This is a genomic window from Thermobifida alba, assembly GCF_023208015.1.
In the GTDB taxonomy this organism is placed as follows: Bacteria; Actinomycetota; Actinomycetes; order Streptosporangiales; family Streptosporangiaceae; genus Thermobifida; species Thermobifida alba.
The window spans coordinates 183,264-202,210 of sequence record NZ_CP051627.1 but is presented as its reverse complement, the minus strand read 5'-3'; the positions used below and the strand labels follow the sequence as shown (position 1 = coordinate 202,210).

General features: G+C 71.7%; 21 protein-coding genes. 7 read left to right on the top strand and 14 right to left on the bottom strand.

The annotated features are described in order from the left end of the window. The first annotated feature begins 314 nt into the window (after positions 1-314). A complete protein-coding gene (gene trhA, locus FOF52_RS00865; protein WP_425265511.1) occupies positions 315-1,061 on the top strand; it encodes a PAQR family membrane homeostasis protein TrhA in 747 nt (248 codons plus the stop codon). Positions 1,062-1,131: 70 nt separating this feature from the next. Here trhA and FOF52_RS00860 read toward each other — a convergent pair whose 3' ends face one another. Together FOF52_RS00860 and FOF52_RS00855 are read right to left on the bottom strand one after the other, a co-directional pair. Further along, positions 1,132-2,520 carry a glycine--tRNA ligase gene (locus FOF52_RS00860; protein ID WP_248591923.1) on the bottom strand — a complete coding sequence of 463 codons (1,389 nt, stop codon included), beginning with the start codon at positions 2,518-2,520 and terminating at the stop codon, positions 1,132-1,134. 162 nt (positions 2,521-2,682) lie between these two features. Next, positions 2,683-2,982, bottom strand: coding sequence for an antibiotic biosynthesis monooxygenase family protein (locus FOF52_RS00855; RefSeq protein WP_248591922.1), 300 nt, complete (start codon positions 2,980-2,982; stop codon positions 2,683-2,685). Positions 2,983-3,104: 122 nt separating this feature from the next. On the opposite strand from FOF52_RS00855, the gene FOF52_RS00850 reads away from it, so the two are divergent. From FOF52_RS00850 to FOF52_RS00835, 4 genes are read left to right on the top strand one after another with little or no spacing between them, the layout of a single operon-like run. Beyond that, the gene (locus tag FOF52_RS00850; RefSeq protein ID WP_248591921.1) at positions 3,105-3,464 is read left to right on the top strand and encodes a DUF6703 family protein; all 360 of its coding nucleotides are present in this window, start codon (positions 3,105-3,107) and stop codon (positions 3,462-3,464) included. A gap of 31 nt (positions 3,465-3,495) precedes the next feature. Then, positions 3,496-4,308 carry a metal ABC transporter ATP-binding protein gene (locus tag FOF52_RS00845; protein ID WP_248591920.1) on the top strand — a complete coding sequence of 271 codons (813 nt, stop codon included), beginning with the start codon at positions 3,496-3,498 and terminating at the stop codon, positions 4,306-4,308. Next, complete coding sequence (locus FOF52_RS00840) at positions 4,301-5,194, top strand: metal ABC transporter permease (protein ID WP_248591919.1); 894 nt, start codon at positions 4,301-4,303, stop codon at positions 5,192-5,194. Before FOF52_RS00845 ends, FOF52_RS00840 begins: the two co-directional genes overlap by 8 nt. Beyond that, positions 5,191-5,577 (top strand): Fur family transcriptional regulator, encoded by a 387-nt coding sequence (locus FOF52_RS00835; protein ID WP_248591918.1) that lies wholly within the window; start codon positions 5,191-5,193, stop codon positions 5,575-5,577. The genes FOF52_RS00840 and FOF52_RS00835 overlap by 4 nt, the downstream gene beginning before the upstream one ends. A 12-nt stretch (positions 5,578-5,589) precedes the next feature. On the opposite strand, the gene FOF52_RS00830 is transcribed toward FOF52_RS00835, so the two are convergent. From FOF52_RS00830 to recO, 4 genes are all read right to left on the bottom strand, one after another. Further along, positions 5,590-6,393, bottom strand: coding sequence for an SGNH/GDSL hydrolase family protein (locus FOF52_RS00830; RefSeq protein ID WP_248591917.1), 804 nt, complete (start codon positions 6,391-6,393; stop codon positions 5,590-5,592). 123 nt (positions 6,394-6,516) lie between these two features. Next, positions 6,517-7,317 carry an SGNH/GDSL hydrolase family protein gene (locus FOF52_RS00825; protein ID WP_248591916.1) on the bottom strand — a complete coding sequence of 267 codons (801 nt, stop codon included), beginning with the start codon at positions 7,315-7,317 and terminating at the stop codon, positions 6,517-6,519. After that, positions 7,317-8,168 carry an isoprenyl transferase gene (locus FOF52_RS00820; protein WP_248591915.1) on the bottom strand — a complete coding sequence of 284 codons (852 nt, stop codon included), beginning with the start codon at positions 8,166-8,168 and terminating at the stop codon, positions 7,317-7,319. The genes FOF52_RS00825 and FOF52_RS00820 overlap by 1 nt, the downstream gene beginning before the upstream one ends. Beyond that, positions 8,165-8,896 (bottom strand): DNA repair protein RecO, encoded by a 732-nt coding sequence (recO, locus tag FOF52_RS00815; protein WP_248591914.1) that lies wholly within the window; start codon positions 8,894-8,896, stop codon positions 8,165-8,167. Before recO ends, FOF52_RS00820 begins: the two co-directional genes overlap by 4 nt. 188 nt (positions 8,897-9,084) lie before the next feature. Between recO and FOF52_RS00810 the strand changes: the two genes are divergently transcribed. Next, positions 9,085-9,942 (top strand): CAP domain-containing protein, encoded by an 858-nt coding sequence (locus FOF52_RS00810; RefSeq protein WP_248591913.1) that lies wholly within the window; start codon positions 9,085-9,087, stop codon positions 9,940-9,942. Between the two features lie 144 nt (positions 9,943-10,086). Here FOF52_RS00810 and leuA read toward each other — a convergent pair whose 3' ends face one another. Together leuA and FOF52_RS00800 are read right to left on the bottom strand one after the other, a co-directional pair. After that, on the bottom strand, positions 10,087-11,790 hold the full coding sequence (gene leuA, locus FOF52_RS00805) for a 2-isopropylmalate synthase (protein WP_248591912.1): 1,704 nt from the start codon (positions 11,788-11,790) through the stop codon (positions 10,087-10,089). 423 nt (positions 11,791-12,213) lie between these two features. Continuing rightward, positions 12,214-12,501 carry a hypothetical protein gene (locus FOF52_RS00800; protein ID WP_248591911.1) on the bottom strand — a complete coding sequence of 96 codons (288 nt, stop codon included), beginning with the start codon at positions 12,499-12,501 and terminating at the stop codon, positions 12,214-12,216. 574 nt (positions 12,502-13,075) lie between these two features. Between FOF52_RS00800 and FOF52_RS00795 the strand changes: the two genes are divergently transcribed. Continuing rightward, positions 13,076-13,822, top strand: a complete 747-nt coding sequence (locus FOF52_RS00795) for an IclR family transcriptional regulator (RefSeq protein WP_282574035.1) — start codon at positions 13,076-13,078, stop codon at positions 13,820-13,822. Between the two features lie 177 nt (positions 13,823-13,999). On the opposite strand, the gene era is transcribed toward FOF52_RS00795, so the two are convergent. The 6 genes from era to FOF52_RS00765 form a co-directional block, all read right to left on the bottom strand. Continuing rightward, the gene (gene era / locus FOF52_RS00790) at positions 14,000-14,956 is read right to left on the bottom strand and encodes a GTPase Era (RefSeq protein WP_248591910.1); all 957 of its coding nucleotides are present in this window, start codon (positions 14,954-14,956) and stop codon (positions 14,000-14,002) included. A 31-nt stretch (positions 14,957-14,987) separates the two neighbouring features. After that, a complete protein-coding gene (locus FOF52_RS00785) occupies positions 14,988-15,338 on the bottom strand; it encodes a cytidine deaminase (RefSeq protein ID WP_248591909.1) in 351 nt (116 codons plus the stop codon). A gap of 20 nt (positions 15,339-15,358) precedes the next feature. Beyond that, positions 15,359-16,678: a hemolysin family protein gene (locus FOF52_RS00780; RefSeq protein WP_248591908.1), complete on the bottom strand. Its 1,320-nt coding sequence runs from the start codon at positions 16,676-16,678 to the stop codon at positions 15,359-15,361. After that, the gene (gene ybeY, locus FOF52_RS00775; RefSeq protein WP_248591907.1) at positions 16,675-17,139 is read right to left on the bottom strand and encodes an rRNA maturation RNase YbeY; all 465 of its coding nucleotides are present in this window, start codon (positions 17,137-17,139) and stop codon (positions 16,675-16,677) included. Before ybeY ends, FOF52_RS00780 begins: the two co-directional genes overlap by 4 nt. A 65-nt stretch (positions 17,140-17,204) precedes the next feature. Then, complete coding sequence (locus tag FOF52_RS00770; RefSeq protein WP_248591906.1) at positions 17,205-18,251, bottom strand: PhoH family protein; 1,047 nt, start codon at positions 18,249-18,251, stop codon at positions 17,205-17,207. Between the two features lie 184 nt (positions 18,252-18,435). Beyond that, entirely contained in the window at positions 18,436-18,792 is a 357-nt protein-coding gene (locus FOF52_RS00765; RefSeq protein ID WP_248591905.1) for a histidine triad nucleotide-binding protein, read from the bottom strand. Positions 18,793-18,947: the final 155 nt, after the last annotated feature.

Sequence of the window (18,947 nt, the reverse complement as noted above, 5' to 3'; positions counted from 1 at the left end):
ACCCCTTATTCTGGTGTTTCCGCAGGTCAAAGAGGTTCGAGTGGTTTAAACCAATGGTCCACTCGTTTTGTCCGGTTTCAGACCCCAAAATCCCCGGAAAGCCGCTCCACAGATCCAGCAAAACCAAAGGTCAGAGCCTGTTTAGACCACTCACCCTCACCGCTGCCCAGAAAGCTGGCCCACAATCAGGGGGAACCAGCCCGGAGTGTGCCCAGCGCCACATCCGTACCGCCAAGTAACCTACGTCGGCGTAAGTTACTCTCCAGAGCAAGGAGCCCACGGGCGACCACGGAGCAGAGGCGGCGAAGAAGAGCGTGACCGTGCAGTCTGAGGACCGATCCCGAGCAGAGAACCCGCACGTCTCCCCCGACCCCTCCGAGGGGCCGCTCGACCGGGTCGAGGCGGCCGCCTCCGACCTGCTGGACGCGGCCAAGCCCCGGCTGCGCGGCTGGCTGCACCTGGGCACGGCCCCCCTGGCCCTGGCCGCGGGCATCGTCCTGGTGTGCCTGGCGCCCACCGCCGCGGCCCGGTTCGCCAGCGCGGTCTACGCCCTCAGCGCGGTCCTGCTGTTCAGCACCTCGGCGACCTACCACGTGGGCCGCTGGTCACCGCGGACCGCGGCCGTCCTGCGCCGGATGGACCACTCCAACATCTACCTGATCATCGCGGGGACCTACACGCCGTTCGTGCTGCTCGTGCTGGAGGGCACGCTGCGCACCGCGATGCTCGCGCTGATCTGGGGCTGCGCCGCGGCCGGCGTGCTGTTCAAACTGCTGTGGCTGAACGCCCCGCGCTGGCTGTCCACCGCGCTGTACCTGGCGCTGGGCTGGGTCGCGCTGCTGTTCCTGCCCGACCTGGTGCGCGGCATCGAGGCCGCCCCCCTCGTCCTGGTCCTCGTCGGCGGCGTCCTCTACAGCCTGGGCGCGCTGGTCTACGCCCTGAAACGCCCCGACCCGGCGCCCCGCTGGTTCGGCTTCCACGAGATCTTCCACGTGCTGACCATCGCGGCCTTCGTCTGCCAGTACATCGCGGTGTTCTTCGTCGTCCGCTCCGCCCTGTGAGGGGGCGGACAGCGCACGGGGCCCCGGACCGGTACCGGTCCGGGGCCCCGTCACCGGGAGGCGGGCCGGGTCAGCACCCGGGCAGCCGCTCCCACAGGTACTGCTCGACCTGGTCGATCGAGATGCGCTCCTGGGCCATGGAGTCGCGCTCGCGGACGGTCACCGCGTTGTCCTCCAGGGTGTCGAAGTCGACCGTGACGCAGAACGGGGTGCCGATCTCGTCCTGCCGGCGGTAGCGGCGGCCGATCGCCCCGGCGTCGTCGAACTCCACGTTCCACCGCTTGCGCAGCGTCGCGGCGAGGTCGCGGGCCTTCGGCGAGAGGTCGGCGTTGCGCGACAGCGGCAGCACCGCGGCCTTGACCGGGGACAGCCGCGGGTCGAGCCGCATGACGACGCGCTTCTCCATCTTGCCCTTGGCGTTGGGGGCCTCGTCCTCGGTGTAGGCGTCCAGCATGAAGGTGAGCATCGTCCGGTCGACCCCCGCCGAGGGTTCGATCACGTAGGGGATGTACCGCTCGTTGCTCTCCTGGTCGAAGTAGGACAGGTCGGTGCCCGACTTCTCCGAGTGCGTGGACAGGTCGTAGTCGGTGCGGTTGGCGATGCCCTCCAGCTCGCCCCACTCACTGCCGGCGAAGTTGAACCGGTACTCGATGTCGACGGTGCGCTTGGAGTAGTGGGACAGCTTCTCCTTCGGGTGCTCGTACAGCCGCAGGTTGTCCTTGTTGATGCCCAGGTCGACGTACCACTGCAGGCGGGTGTCGATCCAGTACTGGTGCCACTCCTCGTCGGTGCCGGGCTTGACGAAGAACTCCACCTCCATCTGCTCGAACTCGCGGGTGCGGAAGATGAAGTTGCCCGGGGTGATCTCGTTGCGGAACGACTTGCCGATCTGGCCGACGCCGAAGGGGATCTTGCGGCGCGCCGACTGCTCGACGTTCTTGTAGTTGATGAAGATGCCCTGCGCGGTCTCGGGGCGCAGGAAGGCCAGGCCGGTCTCGTCCTGCACCGGTCCCAGGTAGGTGCGCAGCAGGCCGTTGAACATCCGCGGCTCGGTGAAGGCGCCCTTGGCCCCGCAGTTGGGGCAGTTGAGGTCGGCCAGGCCGTTGGCGGGCTCCCGGCCGTGCTTGGCCTCGTAGGCCTCGACGAGGTGGTCGGCGCGGAAGCGCTTGTGGCAGGACTGGCACTCGGTGAGCGGGTCGACGAAGGCGCTGACGTGGCCGGACGCCTCCCAGACCTCGCGGGCGAGGATGACGCTGGAGTCGAGGCCGACGATGTCCTCGCGCTCCTGGACCATGCTGCGCCACCACTGGCGCTTGACGTTGTTCTTCAGCTCCACGCCCAGGGGGCCGTAGTCCCACGAGGCGCGCAGGCCCCCGTAGATCTCGCTGGAGGGGTAGACCAGTCCCCGGCGCTTGGCGAGACTGACCAGGGTGTCCATTGCCTCTGACTTGGCGGCCATAGTGTCTGATCTCCATCCATCCGGCTGGCGGTCGGCGGATCGCGGAAAGGCGCGACGCTCGAACGGGTTACGGGCCACCAGCCTATTGGACCCGTCGACGACTTCACGCAACCCGGCGACATGTCCGTTTCCTCCGCCCGTCGTGTCGGAGGCCCCCGCTGCTCAGTCCGCCGCGGGGCCCTGGACGGCCAGGACCTCGAAGGCGCTGGCCTCGTCGTGGGCGGTGGACAGCAGCGGCACCGCGGAGACCTTGACGTCGAAGTCGGACAGCGCCCGGCGGTAGGCGCCCGGGCCGTCCCACTCGGTGACGAGCGTCCACAGCGCGGGGTCGTCCGCTGCGCGGGCCAGCGACCCCCTGCGGTAGCCGGGGCGGCGGGACAGGACCTCCAGCGCGGCCGCGGCGCGCGCGGCGAAGTCCTCGGAATCCTCGGGGGCGACGGTGTGCCTGGTGATGACGATCACGCGGCCATGGTGCCACAGCGGTCCGCGGGCCCGGGCGGGGCGGTGGACCGTCCGGGCCGGGAGGAGGGCTCCGGAATCAGTACGCTAAGTCCGTCGCCCCGAACACCGTGGAGGAGAGCCGGGTGTCCCCCGAACAGCGCCGCCCCGAGCCCGCCGACCGCCGCTCCCCCGACGGGGAGCCGTCCGCCGCTCCCCGCGCCTCCCGCCTGCGCCGCACGGTCGAGGAGCGCAGCGCGGTTCCGCTGGTGCTGCTGCACAACGCGCCCTCCTGGGTGCTGCCCGTCGCCGTGGTCGGGGTGTTCTTCTCCGGTCTGCTGCTGCCCGGGATCGCCGGCGCGCTGCTCCTGGTGCTGCTGGCCGCGTTCTTCGGCTGGCTGGGCTACCTGGCCTGGCCCCGGCTGTCGGGGGCCGAGCGGGCCATGCGGTGCGCGGTGGTGGCCGTCCTGCTCGGACTCGGAGTACTGCAATCCGGGATATTTTGACAATCGTTTTCATTTTCGCCACACTGGAGAAGTGTCGTCTGCCACCTCGTCCGCCGAAACCGCCGTTCCCGCCTTCGCCGCGCGCGACGTCGTCGTGTCCTACGACCGCAGGCCCGTGGTGCGCGGCGTCTCCTTCGAGATCGCCCGGGGCGAGACCGTCGCCGTCATGGGCCCCAACGGGTCGGGCAAGTCCACCCTGACCCGCGCCCTCCTCGGCCTGGTGCCGCTCACCTCCGGGCAGGTCTCGGTCTGCGGTGTCCCGCTGCGCCGCTTCCGCGACTGGGCGCGCATCGGCTACGTGCCGCAGCGGCTGTCCGTGGGCGGCGGGGTCCCGGCGACCGTGCGCGAGATCGTGGCCTCCGGCCGGATCAACCGGCGCCGCCGGTTCCGCCCCGCCTCGGCGCACGACCGCGCGGCCGTCACCGCGGCCCTGACCGCGGTGGGACTGCTCGACCGGGCCGACGACTCCGTGCACGAGCTCTCCGGCGGCCAGCAGCAGCGCGTGCTCATCGCGCGCGCCCTGGCCGGCGAACCCGACCTCTTCGTCATGGACGAGCCCATGGCGGGCGTGGACGCGGCCAACCAGCAGGCGCTGGCCGACACCATCGGGGCGCTGTCGGACCGGGGCGCCACCGTCCTGCTGGTCCTGCACGAACTCGGCCCCCTGGAACCGCTGATCGACCGCGCCCTCACCCTGGCCGGCGGCACCCTGGTCGGCGACGGCGCCCCGGTCCCTCCCGAGGGGGCCTGCGCCCGCCCCGGACACGACCACGTCCACCCGCACGCCGACAGCGACCCGACCCCGCCGGCCGTCCCCCTCATCGAGGTCTCCCGCCGTGCCTGACATGCTCCAACTCGACTTCATGGTCCGCGCCCTCGTCGCGTCCGCACTGGTGGGCCTGACCGCCCCGGTCATCGGGGTCTTCCTGGTCCAGCGCCGCCTGGCCCTGCTGGGCGACGGCATCGGGCACGTCGCACTGACCGGCGTGGGCCTCGGGTTCCTCACCCACCACTCCCCGGTGCTGACCGCGCTGGCCGTCTCCGTCGTCGGGGCGGTCCTCATCGAACTGGTGCGCACCCACACCCGCACCAGCGGGGACCTCGCCCTGGCCCTGCTGTTCTACGGCGGGATCGCCGGAGGCGTGTTCCTGACCGGGCTGGCCCCCGGGGTCAACAACGCCGACCTCACCTCCTTCCTGTTCGGCTCGGTCAGCACCGTGAGCGCGGAGGACGTGGCCCTGGTCGCGGTGCTGGCCGTGGCCGTCCTCGCGGTCATGGGCTACTTCGGCCAGGAGCTGTTCGTCCTCTGCCAGGACGAGGAGGTGGCCCGCGCGCACGGGCTCCCGGTGCGCCTGCTGGGCACGGTGATCGCGGTCGTCGCGGCGGTCACCGTGGTCCTCGCCATGCGGGTCGTGGGCGTGCTGCTGGTCAGCGCGCTGATGGTGGTGCCGGTGGCCGCGGCCCAGCAGCTCACCCGCAGCTTCCGGGCGACCGTGGGCCTGTCCGTGCTCCTCGGCGTGCTCGCCGCCCTGACCGGCCTGTCCACCGCGTTCTACACCGACACCGCCCCGGGCGCCGCCATCGTGCTGGTCGCGATCACGCTGTTCGTCGCGGCGGCCGGAGGTGGGATCCTGCTGCGTGGCAGACGATCCCGGACCACCCCCGAGGGAACCTCCCCTACGGTGGTGGGTACCATTTCCGGGACCGATCCGGGGAGCGTTTCGTCATGAGCACACGTCGCGAGACCGTCCGCCAGGCACTGCACCGGAGCAGCGGCTTCCGCAGCGCCCAGGACCTCTACGCGTCCCTGCGGGCCGACGGAGCCAAGATCGGCCTGACCACCGTCTACCGCGCCCTGCAGGCCCTGACCGACGCGGGCGAGGTGGACGTCCTGATGACCAACGAGGGTGAGGCCGTCTACCGGGCCTGCGCCACCCGCACCCACCACCACCACCTGGTCTGCCGTTCCTGCGGCAAGGCCGTGGAGATCGAGGGACCGGCGGTGGAGGACTGGGCGGACGAACTGGCCGCCCGGCACGGCTTCGTCGACCTCACCCACACCCTGGAGCTGTTCGGCACCTGCTCCGACTGCGTGGCGCAGGCCCGCACCTGACCCCGCGGGGCCTCACCGCCGGACGAGCGGTTCCAGGTGGGGGCGCTTGGGCGCCAGCCCGTCGCCCGAGGAGCGGCCGGTCAGCCGCCGGCCGATCCACGGCACCAGGTGCTCCCTCGCCCACCGCAGGTCCTCCTGCCGGGCCTGCCGCCAGGGCGACGGCGGCAGCTGCGGCCAGGGCTCGTCCCAGTCCCCCTCGGCGGGCACGCCCAGCACCTCGCACACCCGCAGCGCCAGCCTGCGGTGCCCCTCGGCGGACAGGTGCAGCCGGTCGGCGCTCCAGGCCCGGCGGTCCTGGAAGATCTTCATGCTCCACAGGTCCACCACCGCGCAGCCGTGGCGGTCGGCGATGGCGCGCAGGTGCATGTTGTAGGTCGCGACCTTGCCGCGCAGGTGCTTCATGACCGGTTGGAACCCGGTGTCGAACCCGGTGAAGACGACCACGTCCGCTCCGGTGTCGCGGAGCCTGCGGACCCCGCTCTCGAAGGCGTCGGCGAGCGCGTCCGGGTCGGAGCCGGGACGGAGGATGTCGTTGCCGCCCGCGCAGAGGGTGACCAGGTCCGGGCTCAGCTCCACGGCCCGGGGCAGCTGCTCGGTGAGGATCTGGCGCAGCAGCTTGCCGCGCACGGCGAGGTTGGCGTAGCGCAGTTCGCCCACGTGCCGGGCCAGGTGCTCGGCGAAGCGGTCCGCCCAGCCCCGGTAGCGGCCCGAGGGAAAGTCCGCGCTGTCCGGATAGGGGTCGTCGAGTCCTTCGGTGAAGCTGTCACCGACAGCCACGTAGGAGAGGATGTCCTTTCCGATCTGAAAGCCGCTCATGGTAGACGATGATGCATCGTAAAGCCACGGTTACGCGACAGTAGGTTTCGGGGTCGCCGGTTTTTGTCACGCCTCTCACAGCACGCCCGACGGCCCCGGCCCCCCACGTCCCGCCGTCCCGGCTCAGCCGCTGCGTCCGACCGCCGTCACGGGCGGGTACTCCTCCAGATCGGGGCGCTTGGCGGTGACGGAGTCCCCGGAGGAGCGGCCGGTCAGCCGCCGGCCGATCCACGGCACCAGGTGCTCCCTGGCCCAGTTCACGTCCTCGCGCAGCGCCCGGCTCCGGGGCACCGGCTCGGTCTCGGGCCAGGGCTCGTCCCAGTCCCCTTCGGCGGGCACGCCCAGCACCTCGCACACCCGCAGCGCCAGCCTGCGGTGCCCCTCGGCGGACAGGTGCAGCCGGTCGGCGTCCCAGGCGCGCGGATCGGTCAGCACCGGCATGGACCACTGGTCGACCAGGTGGCAGCCGTGCCGGTCGGCGACGGCGCGGATGTTGAGGTAGTAGCGGGCGAACCGGCCGATGAGCCCCCGCATGTACCCGGTGGCGATGTTGACCCCGGTGAACAGCACCACCTCGGCGCCGACCGCACGCAGCCTGCGCACCCCGACCTCCAGGACGCGCGCCAGCCGGTCAGGGTCGCTCCCCGGCCGCAGCAGGTCGTTGCCGCCCGCGCTGAACGTCGCCAGGGTGGGCCGCAGCTCCAGCGCGCGGGGCAGCTGCTCCTCCATCACCTGCCGTATCAGCTTGCCGCGCACGGCGAGGTTGGCGTAGCGCACCCGTCCGGCGTGTCCGGCCAGGTGCTCGGCGAAGCGGTCCGCCCAGCCGCGCGGCGTGCCGTCGGGGTACCAGTCGCCCACGCCCTCGGTGAAGCTGTCGCCGACGGCCACGTAGTCGACCGGGGCTCCGGGGTCGATCACTCCCATCAGCGCGGCCCCTCCGCGTCGGCGGACGACGGAGGCGGCTCCACCGGGTTGGGTTCGGCTCCCCCGTAGCGGCGGTCCCGGCTGGCGTAGATCTCGCAGGCGTGCCAGAAGTGCCGCCGGTCGAAGTCGGGCCAGAGCGTGTCGAGGAACACGAACTCGGCGTAGGAGGACTGCCAGAGCAGGAAGTTGGAGAACCGCTGCTCGCCGGAGGAGCGCACGAACAGGTCCACCTCCGGGATGTCCGGCTGGTACAGGTAGCGGGCGAGCGTGGCCTCGTCGACCCGGTTCGGGTTGACCCGGCCCGCGGCGACGTCGCGCGCCAGCGCCGCGGCGGCGTCCGCGATCTCCGCGCGCCCCCCGTAGTTCACGCAGAACTGGAGGGTGAGCCTGGTGTTGTGCTTGGTCAGCTCCTCGGCGTCGGCGAGCTCCTTGAGGACGCTCTTCCACAGCCGCCCCTGCCGTCCCGCCCAGCGCACCCGGACCCCGCGCGCGTGCAGCTCGTCGCGGCGGCGGCGGATCACGTCGCGGTTGAAGCCCATGAGGAAGCGCACCTCCTCGGGCGAGCGCTTCCAGTTCTCGGTGGAGAAGGCGTAGGCGGACAGGTAGGGCACGCCCAGTTCCAGCGCTCCCTCGATCACGTCGAACAGGGAGGCCTCCCCGGCCTTGTGCCCCTCCGTGCGGGGCAGCCCGCGCTGCTTGGCCCAGCGGCCGTTGCCGTCCATGACGATGGCCACGTGGCGGGGGACGAGTTCCCGGGGGAGTTCGGGCGGACGGGCGCCGCTGGGGTGCGGCCGCGGCGGGACCGGCTCCGGTTGGGCGGTCCTGGGCGAGAAGACGGTGTTGGGACTCACGCACGCTCCACAAGGCGCAAAGATCGGATTCCGTTCTCCAGGTGCCACTGGAGGTAGGCGGCGACCAGGCCGCTGCACTCGGTACGGTCGCGCTCGGCACTGGCGTCGGCACTCTCCCAGTCGCCGCGCAGCAGCGCGGCCATCAGCGCCACCGCGGCGGGGGACGGCCGGACCGAGCCCGCGGGACGGCACAGCGAGCACACCATACCTCCGGCGTGCACCGCGAACTCCCGGTGCGGGCCCTGCGCACCGCAACGGGCACATTCTTCCAAAGCCGGGGCGTACCCGGCGACGGCGAGGGAGCGCAGCAGGTAGGCGTCGAGGACCAGACGGGGGTCGTGGGAGCCCTCGGCGAGCGTGCGCAGTCCGCCCCACAGCAGCAGGAACTGCCGCAGCGCCGGGTCCTTCTCCACGCTCACGATCTTCTCCGCGGTCTCCAGCATCGCGGTCCCGGCGGTGTAGCGCGGATAGTCGGTGACCAGGGTGCTGCCGTAGGCGTGCAGGGTGTCGGCCTGGGTGACCACGTCGAGGCTTCTGCCGGTGTGGAGCTGCAGGTCGACATGGCTGAACGGCTCCAGCCGAGCGCCGAAACGGGACCGGGTGCGGCGGACTCCCTTGCCGACCGCGCGGACCAGCCCGGTGCGTCGGGTCAGCAGGGTCACGATGCGGTCGGCCTCTCCCAGCTTCTGGGTGCGAAGGACGATGCCCTCGTCGCGGTAGAGGCTCACTCCCCCATTGTCGCCGACGCCTCCCCCCGGGACGAACCCGGACTGCTTCCCCGCTTCGGGCCTGTGCAATCCTGGGGCACATCTCGGCTGAATAACACTTTGGGTCCCGTTTTCGTCTACGATCGTCCCCCACGGGGGGAATCCGACTTCCCCGTCCCCCATGCACCCGCACGAACGGAGGCAGGCGAATGTCCGAGGACGAGCATCCACCGCTCGGCTCCCGGTCGCACCGGCGCCGCCGCGCCCGCTCCCGGGCACGGCGCTCCACCCGTCCGCGACGCCGCTGGCGGGGCCCGCTGCTCGCCGCCCTGCTGTCCGTACCGGCGGGGCTGGCCCTGGCCGCCGTGCTGCTGCTCGGGTCGACGGCGCTGCCCGACGGCGATCCGGCCGCCTACGCGCCCGACGCCCTGCTTCCCGACGACGCCTCGCTGCCCACCGCGTTCTTCCCCAGTCCCGAGCCGGGGGCGGAGGCCGCCGAGCCCTCCGCCGCCCCCTCCCCCGTCCCCCAGGCCGAGCAGCGGCTCGACGGCGTGGAGACCCGGGCGGAGGAGAGCGGCTCCGACGACGGGGGCTCCTCCTCCGGCGGCGGTGGCGGCGGCAGCGGGGGAGGCTCCCGGGGCGGGAGCGGAGGCGGCGGAGGGTCGTCCTCCGGCGGTGGCGGCCGGTCCGCCGGCACCATGAACACGTTGAGCGCCCAGGTCTTCGCCCTGGTCAACGAGGAACGCTCGGCGGCGGGCTGCCCTCCGGTCCACGCGGACGACCGGCTGACCGCCGCCGCCCAGCTCCACAGCGAGGACATGGACCGCAACAACTACATGTCGCACACCAGCCTCGACGGCCGCTCCCCGGCGGACCGCGCCCGCGCGCAGGGCTACCACGCGTGGTCCGGGGAGAACGTCGCCAAGGGGCAGCGCACCGCCGAGCAGGTCATGCGCGACTGGATGAACAGTCCCGGCCACCGGCAGAACATCCTCAACTGCGAGAACCGCGCCCTGGGGGTGGGCGAGGCCAACGGCGCCTGGACCCAGATGTTCGGCCGGGAGTGACGGCAGCGCGGTCCGGACGCGACGGAGCCCCGCCCTCCCGGCTACGCAGGGGGCGGGGCTCCGTCGCGTCCGCGAACCACGCGGCACAGTACTCGGGCGCGGCGCGGGGACGACCCGCGCCGCGCCCGGTCACCGCCGTCGGGCTCAGTGCTGCACGCGGTTGACCGCGCTGCACACCGCCTTCAGCGAGGCGGTGGTGATGTTGCTGTTGATCCCCACGCCCCACAGGACCTGGCCGTCCACGTCGGCCTCGACGTAGGCGGCGGCCCGGGCGTCGCCGCCCTCGCTCAGGGCGTGCTCGCTGTAGTCCAGGACCCGGACCTTGATGCCCACCCCGGCCAGCGCGTCCACGAAAGCGGAGATCGGACCGTTGCCGGTGCCGGTGATCTCCCTGATCTCGCCGCGCAGCCGGACGTCGGCGCTGATGCGGTACTCGCCGCCCGCGGTGGTCTGGGAGCGGTGCGCCATGACGCCGACCGCCCCCTCGGACAGGTAGGTGTCGGTGAAGATCTCCCAGATGCGCTCGCCGCTGAACTCGCCGCCCTCGGCGTCGGTGAACTCCTGCACGACCCGGGAGAACTCGATCTGCAGCCGGCGCGGCAGGTCGATGGAGTAGTCGCGCTGCAGGACGTAGGAGACCCCGCCCTTGCCGGACTGGCTGTTGACCCGGATGACGGCCTCGTAGTTGCGGCCCACGTCCTTGGGGTCGATCGGCAGGTACGGGACGTTCCACCGGTACTCGTCCACCGGGACGCCCGCCGCGGCGGCGTCGGCCTCCAGCGCGTGGAAGCCCTTCTTGATGGCGTCCTGGTGGGACCCGGAGAACGCGGTGTACACCAGGTCTCCGCCGTAGGGGTGGCGGGGGTTGACCGGCAGCTGGGTGCAGTGCTCGACGACCCGGCGGATCTCGTCGATGTCGGAGAAGTCGATCATCGGGTCGACGCCCTGGCTGAACAGGTTCAGGCCGAGGGTCACCAGGCACACGTTGCCGGTGCGCTCCCCGTGTCCGAACAGGCAGCCCTCGACGCGGTCCGCGCCCGCCATCACGGCCAGCTCGGCCGAGGCCACCGCGGTGCCGCGGTCGTTGTGCGGGTGCACCGACAGGCACACGTACTCGCGGCGGGACAGGTTCCGGCTCATCCACTCGATCTGGTCGGCGTAGACGTTGGGGGTGGCGCGCTCGACCGTGGCGGGCAGGTTGAGGATGATCTCGCGGTCGGGACCGGGCTGGTAGACGTCCATGACGGCCTCGCACACCTCCAGTGCGAAGTCCAGCTCGGTGTCGATGAAGATCTCCGGCGAGTACTCGTAGCCGAAGTACTCGGTGTCGCCCAGGTACTGCTCGGCGAACTTCAGCACGTGCCGGGTGCCCTCCACCGCGATGGCCTTGCACTCCTCGCGGTCGACGCCGAACACCACCCGCCGGAACTCCGGGGCGGTGGCGTTGTACAGGTGCACGGTGGCCCGCTTGGCTCCGACCAGGCTCTGCACGGTGCGTTCGATCAGCTCCTCGCGCGCCTGCGTCAGCACCGAGATCTGCACGTCGTCGGGGATGCGGTCCTCTTCGACCAGGTAGCGCACGAAGTCGTAGTCGGTCTGGCTGGCCGCGGGGAAGCCGACCTCGATCTCCTTGTAGCCCATGCGGACCAGCAGGTCGAAGATCTCGCGCTTGCGCTCGGGGTCCATGGGCTCGATCAGCGCCTGGTTGCCGTCGCGCAGGTCGGTGGAGAGCCACCGGGGAGCCTTGGTGATGGTCTTGGAGGGCCAGGTCCGGTCGGGCAGGTCAACCGGTTTGAACGGCTGATAGCGATGGACGGGCATGCCACTGGGCTGTTGCTGCGGAATCATGGAACGAGCTCCCGAAAGATCTTCTTGCGGTCGTGCGGCCGACAGCGGACAGGACGAACCTCCGCGGCGAGGGAGCCGGCCTATCGGCCCCCGCCGCGGCCGCTAAGCAGGAGCAGCTCGCGCAGCATGACGGAACCAACGTTAGCAGACCGTTGCCCCACGGCGTGGCGGAGCACCTCGTCCCGAGGCTACGCAACACCTCCGCCGTCTCCCGACGTCACAGGGGGATTGCGGGGAATGTCACGGACACCACCCACCCGGGGCGCCGTCGCCCGCCCCTCCCTGCCCCGCGGGCGGCCTTCCCGCACAGCCCGGTGCGCGGGGCGCGTGTCCCCTCCGGCCGTCCGGCGACGACCGGACGGACCGCCCCTCCCGGGCCGCGGTCTCCACGGGTCTGCCCGCGTCCGGGAGGAGCCGACCGGACTACAGCAGGTTCGGCAGGCTGGTGAACCCCACGACCGCACCGAGGACCAGCAGCAGGACACCGCAGTACTGCATGGGGATGAAGAACAGCGTGTGCCGGTTCTTGTACAGCACCGGCTGCCCGGTCTGGGGGTGGTAGCCCTGGACGGGGGCGTTGAGCCGCTGCCCGACCAGGAACGAGGCGACACCGCCCACGACGATCCCGATGCCCGCGCCGAGCTGCGCCATGTCCTCGCCCAGCAGCGCCTGCGCCGCGAAGGCGCCCAGCCCCGCCGGGAGCCCTGTCATGAGGAGAACGAGGATTCCCCAGCCGCGCCAGATGATCAACTCAACTCACTCCTCGGGGGTAGGGGGACACGATCGCGAGAGCATCCTAGGGCACCGTTTCCCCCTGGTGAGCGCTGTTCCCCCGGCCTCCCCTCCACCACGGGGCGCCGGGGTTTCCCACCTGGGGACTTCCGAAACCTCCGGGGGCGTGCTGACCGGAAACGGCCACCGGGGCACCGGGCGGGCGCCGCGCCCACCAGCTGTTCCGCCCCACCACTTCCACATGACGGATGTCAACTTCTACACTTCGGAAGAGTGGACGACGCGCAGCCTTCGCCCCGTGGACCGGACCGCCGTGCCCGGTACGGTGCGGGCGGCGGCTTTGATCCGCGCAACACGGGCGCCGTGCCCGCGGACGCGGCTCCGTGTGCCGCAGAATGAGGGTCCCGAGAACTCATGTGGCCGTCAGCTCGGTCGGTCACGGCGATGGGAGCTGATTCCTTTGACGACGTCACAGACAGCGACCGGTGACGCCGGACTCGACGGTGTGAACGGGGCCGCCGTCACTGCGGGCAAGCGGGAACGCTCCGGCGGGGTGCAGTCGCTGGACCGCGCGTTCACCCTGTTGGAGATCATGGCCGAAGCGGGCGGGGAGACCTCGCTCAGCGAACTCGCGCACTCCTCGGGACTGCCGCTGCCCACGATCCACCGCATCGTCCGCTCCCTGGTCGGCAACGGCTACGTGCGGCAGCTGCCGTCGCGCCGCTACGCCCTGGGGCCGCGCCTGATCGGCCTGGGCGAGAGCGCCTCACGCCTGCTGGGCGCCTGGGCCCGCCCGCACCTGGCGCACCTGGTGGACGAACTCGGCGAGACCGCCAACCTGGCCATGCTCGACGGCGACCAGGTGGTCTACGTGGCCCAGGTCCCGTCGGCCCACGCGATGCGCATGTTCACCGAGGTCGGCCGGAGGGTGCTGCCGCACTCGGCGGGCGTGGGCAAGGCGCTGCTGGCCCAGCTGCCCGAGGACGAGGCGCTGGCCGTGGTCCGCCGCACCGGGATGCCCGCGGCCACCGACCGCACGATCACCACCCCGGAGGCGTTCGCCGCCGAACTGGCCCGGGTGCGCAGTCGCGGCTACGCCGTCGACGACGGGGAGCAGGAGGTCGGCGTGCGCTGCCTGGCCGTGCCGATCCTGGGCGGCCCGGCGATGATGGCCGTCTCCATCTCCGGCCCCGAATCCAGGATGACCTGGGACTTCGTGGCCAAGGCCGCGCCCGTGGTGCGCCAGGCGGCCCGTGACCTGGCCGATGACCTCAACAACCAGGCCGCCCGGCCCCGGTGACGGCCGCACGGCCGCCGCGCCGGGCGCGGGACACGGCCCCGCTCCCCCGGCGTCGCGGTCCGGTTCTCACGGCGGTCCGCCGCCGGTCGCCGGTGCCGGGCCGGACACTCGGGCGGACCGCCGCCCCCTCCTCCGCCTCCCCGGAGGAAATCCGCGCACCCCGCGTCCCCGCCGCCGTCAGACCTGCTGGTCGAAGCCCAGCCGGCGCAGCTGCTTGGGGTCGCGCTGCCAGTCCTTGGCGACCTTCACCCGCAGGTCGAGGTAGACGCGGCTGCCCAGCAGCGCTTCGATCTGCCGGCGTGCCCGGGTGCCGACCTCGCGCAGCCGGGCGCCCTTCGTGCCGATGACGATCGCCTTCTGGCTGGGGCGCTCCACGTACAGCGAGGCGTGGATGTCGATGAGGTCCCGGCCCGCGCGCGGCGCCATCTCGTCGACCACCACCGCGATGGAGTGCGGCAGCTCGTCGTGCACCCCCTCCAGGGCGGCCTCCCGGACCAGTTCCGCCACCAGCATCTCGTCGGGCTCGTCGGTGAGGTCGCCGTCCGGATACAGCGGCGGCCCCTCCGGGAGGTGGCCGCACAGCACGTCGGTGAGCTCTCCCAGCTGGAAGCCGCTCTCTGCGGAGACCGGGACGATGTCGGCCCACTCCCCCAGCCGGGAGACCGCCACCAGCTGCTCGGCGATCCGCCGGCGGTCGGCCTTGTCGGTCTTGGTGACGATCGCGACGACCGGGGTCTCCTTCTGCTGGGCGAGCTCCCGGGCGATGTAGGTGTCACCGCGTCCGATCGGCTCGTCGGCGGGGAGGCAGAAGCCGATCACGTCGACCTCCACCAGGGTGGAGCGCACCAGGCTGTCCAGCCGCTCCCCCAGCAGGGTGCGCGGCTTGTGCAGACCCGGCGTGTCCACGATGATCAGCTGCGCGTCCTCGCGGTGCACGATGCCGCGCACCGTGCGCCGCGTGGTCTGCGGCCGGTTGCTGGTGATCGCCACCTTCTGGCCGACGAGGGCGTTCATCAGCGTCGACTTGCCCACGTTGGGGCGTCCGACGAAACAGACGAAGCCGCTGCGGTAGCCCTCCCGGTGCGCGGCCATCGGCAGCGGCGGGAGCGGCGTGGTGCTGTCGAGGTCGTCCATGCTTTCCAGTCTCACCGGTTCCCGTGACCGCTCAGGTCCGCTCCACGCGGACCGGGGTGCCGTCGGGCGCGGCCAGCACCAGGGTCGCCGCGCCGAGGTCGGCCGCCGCCGCGCGGTCGGCCTCGGCCCACTCCGCGTCCTGGCTCACCACCACGACCGCTTCCAGGCGCTGCGCACCGCTGGAGACCGCGGCGGCCACCGCGGCCTGCACGGCGCTCAGGCGCAGCGACGGCAGGGCGACGGTCGTGGCCACGTAGGTGCGGCCCGTCTCGTCGCGCACCGCCGCACCCTCCGCGGCGCCGTTGCGGGCCCGCGAGGAACGGGCCAGGGTGATCAGCTTGACGTCCTCGGGGTCCTGGACGTCATAGGTGGTGTTGCTCACGGAAAACCGCCTCCCTGCGGTCAGGTCTGGTCTGGGTCCGCCGACTCCGCGGCCCCGGTCAGCCGCTCCACCAGGACCGTGGCGGTCTTGCGGCGGCGGCGCGCGGGGTCCTCCGCCACGAGCCGCAGCCCCGCGTACTCGGTCGTGGAGCCGGGGACCGGGACCCGGCCGAGCGCGTAGGCGAGCAGACCGCCGACGGTGTCCACGTCGGGCGCGTCGATCTCCACGTCGAACAGTTCGGCGAGTTCGCCCACCGGAAGCCGCGCGGTGACCCGGGCGCGGCCCTCGCCCAGCGGTTCGATCGGCGGGACCTCGTCATCGTACTCGTCGGTGATCTCCCCGACGATCTCCTCCACGATGTCCTCGATCGTGACGATTCCGGCGGTGCCGCCGTACTCGTCGATCACCACCGCCAGGTGGATGCGCTGCTGCTGCATCTCCCGCAGCAGCTCGTCGACGGGTTTGGAGTCGGGCACGTAGGTGGCCTCGCGCATGAGCTCGCGGACCGTGCGCCCGTGGCCGAAAGCCCCGCCGCCGTCCCGCCAGACGTCGTACATCCGCGCCACGACGTCCTTGAGGTAGACGATGCCGACGACGTCGTCGAGGCTCTCCCCGATCACCGGGATGCGGGAGTAGCCGCTGCTCAGCGCTTTCTCCAGGGCCTCCTCGACGGAGACGTCGCCGTCCAGGAAGACGATGTCGGTGCGCGGGATCATCACCTCGCGCACCGTGGTGTCGTCGAGCTGGAACACCGAGTGGATCATCTGGCGTTCCTCGGGGTCGATGACGTGCCCCCGCTCGGCCAGGTCGACCAGGTGGCGCAGCTCCTCCTCACTGGAGAACGGCCCCTCGCGCTCGGCGCCGCCGCGCGGCACGAGCAGCTGCCCGAGCGCCACCAGGAGCCGGGCCAACGGCCCCAGCACCGTCGTCGCCGGACCGATCACGGCGGCGCCGATCTCCGCCGTCGGGGCGGGGAACTGCCGCGCCAGGACCCTCGGGACCACTCCGACCAGCACGTAGTCGACCAGCACCGCCACCGCCCCGGTCAGGACGACCGCGAACCAGGTCAGCCCCCACCAGCCGAGGAAGCCGACCGCGAGCGCCAGGACGGCCGCCACCTCGCAGCCGACCCGCAGCAGCAGCACCGTGTTGAGGCGGGGGACGGGGTCGGCGGCGATCCGCGCCAGGCGGCGCGCGGCCGGACGGTCCCGGTCGGGCGCCTCCGTGCCCAGCCGCATGACCCGGCTGAGCGCGGTCTCGGCGGCGACGCAGAAGGCCGCGCCGCAGACGAACAGGACCGCCAGGCCGAAGGCGATCCCCGTGCCGGCGGTCCCGCTCACCGTGCCTCGTCCAGACTTCGGCGCCAGCCCGCCAGCAGTTCGTTCTGGAGGCCGAACATCTCGCGGTGCTCGTCGGGTTCGGCGTGGTCGTAGCCCAGCAGGTGCAGGATCCCGTGGGTGCACAGCAGGTCGATCTCGTCCTGTGTGCTGTGCCCGGCCTGCTTCGCCTGGCGGGCGGCGACCTGCGGGCAGATGATCACATCCCCCAGGATTCCCGGCTCGGAGGTCCGTCCGGGCGCGCCGGGGCGCAGTTCGTCCATGGGGAAGGAGAGCACGTCGGTCGGTCCCGGCTCGTTCATCCACCGGACGTGCAGGTCCGTCATCGGCTCCTCGTCGACGAGGAGCACCGACAGCTCCGCGAGGGGGTGCACCCGCATGGCGTCCAGGACGTACCTCGCCAGTCGGGCCAGCCGCTCCTCGTCCGCGGGCACGCCGGACTCGTTCGCGACGTCGATACTCATAGCTGTTACCGGCCTATTCCATTGGGTGTCGGGAGGAGGCTCCACCGTGCGGTCCGCGCCGCGGGTCAGCTGGTGCCGGGTACCGTCCCGTTGGAGCGGTCGGCCCTGCGTCCCGCGGAACCGTTGCCCTGCCGCTGACGCTGCTCGGCCTCGTGCCGGCCGTAGGCGTCCACGATCTTCCCGACCAGCTTGTGCCGGACCACGTCGTTGCTGGTGAGACGGCAGAAGCTGATGTCCTCGATGCCGTCGAGGATGGTCTCGACCGTCCACAGCCCGCTCGACTGCCCGTTGGGCAGGTCGACCTGGGTGACGTCGCCGGTGACCACGATCTTGGATCCGAAACCGAGCCGGGTGAGGAACATCTTCATCTGCTCCGGCGAGGTGTTCTGCGCCTCGTCCAGGATGATGAAGGCGTCGTTGAGGGTGCGCCCCCGCATGTAGGCCAGCGGCGCGACCTCGATCGTCCCCGCCGACATCAGCTTGGGGATGGAGTCGGGGTCGAGCATGTCGTGCAGCGCGTCGTAGAGCGGGCGCAGGTAGGGGTCGATCTTCTCGTAGAGGGTGCCCGGCAGGAAGCCCAGCCGCTCGCCCGCCTCGACCGCGGGGCGGGTGAGGATGATCCGGTTGACCTCCTTGGCCTGCAGCGCCTTGACGGCCTTGGCCATGGCCAGATAGGTCTTGCCGGTTCCCGCCGGTCCGATCCCGAAGACGACGGTGTGCCTGTCGATCGCGTCGACGTAACGCTTCTGGTTGAGCGTCTTGGGCCGGATGGTGCGTCCGCGCGCCGACAGGATGTTCATCGTCAGCACGTCGGCGGGGCGCTCGGTTCCGGGGGAGTGGAGCATGCCCAGGACCCGCTCGATCGTGTCGGGGGTGATCTGGGTCCCGTTCTCCACGAACCGCAGGAGTTCCTCGATGAGCCGGACCACCAGGGCGTTGTCCTCGGGCCGTCCGCTGATGGTGATCTCGTTGCCCCGGACGTGGATGTCGCTGTCGAAGGAGTTCTCGACCACGCGGAGCAGCTCGTCTCCGGATCCCAGCAGATGGACCATCATCTGCTCTTCGGGGACGACGACCTTGACCCGGGTGTGTGCGTACGTTGACTCGACCATGATGTGGCCTTGCGGCCGTCTCGCCCCTGCCTTTCGCGTGTCCGGAGGCCGTGTCACAGCTGCCCCTGCGGCCTCACTGCCTCGCCTGCGATTCTACCAACCGGCGCCGACCCCCCGAAGGGGTTTCCCGCCCCGGTCGGGGCCGCCGAGCCGACGCCTCCGACCGGGCGGGAACCGTCCCGGCTCACCCGGGGGGCCACTCCATGCCGCGGCCGCCCAGCAGGTGGCCGTGCAGGTGGAAGACGGTCTGCCCGGCCGCGGGACCGGTGTTGAAGACCATCCGGTACCCGCTCTCGGCGATCCCCTCGGCGCGGGCGATCTCCCCGGCCTCCCGGGCGATCTCGTCGAGGAGGCCGACCCCGGCGGCCCCGGCGCTGACCATGTCGGGGTAGTGCTCACGCGGAATGATCAGCACGTGCGTGGGCGCCTGCGGGTTGATGTCGCGGAAGGCGACCGTGCGCTCGCCCTCGCGGACGATCTCGGCGGGCACCTCCCCCGTGACGATCTTGCAGAACAAGCAGTCGGACCGGCTGTCGGTCACCGCTCCTCACCTTCCTCGGAAGAACTCGGGACGCTTCCCGGGCCCCCATCATGCCGGACCCCGCGGCCGGTCGGCCGCGGAGGGCGGAGGCCGGCCCCGCGCGACCGCACCGGCGGCGGCGCCGTCGCCACTATCCTGGTTCTTCGTGCCGCCCG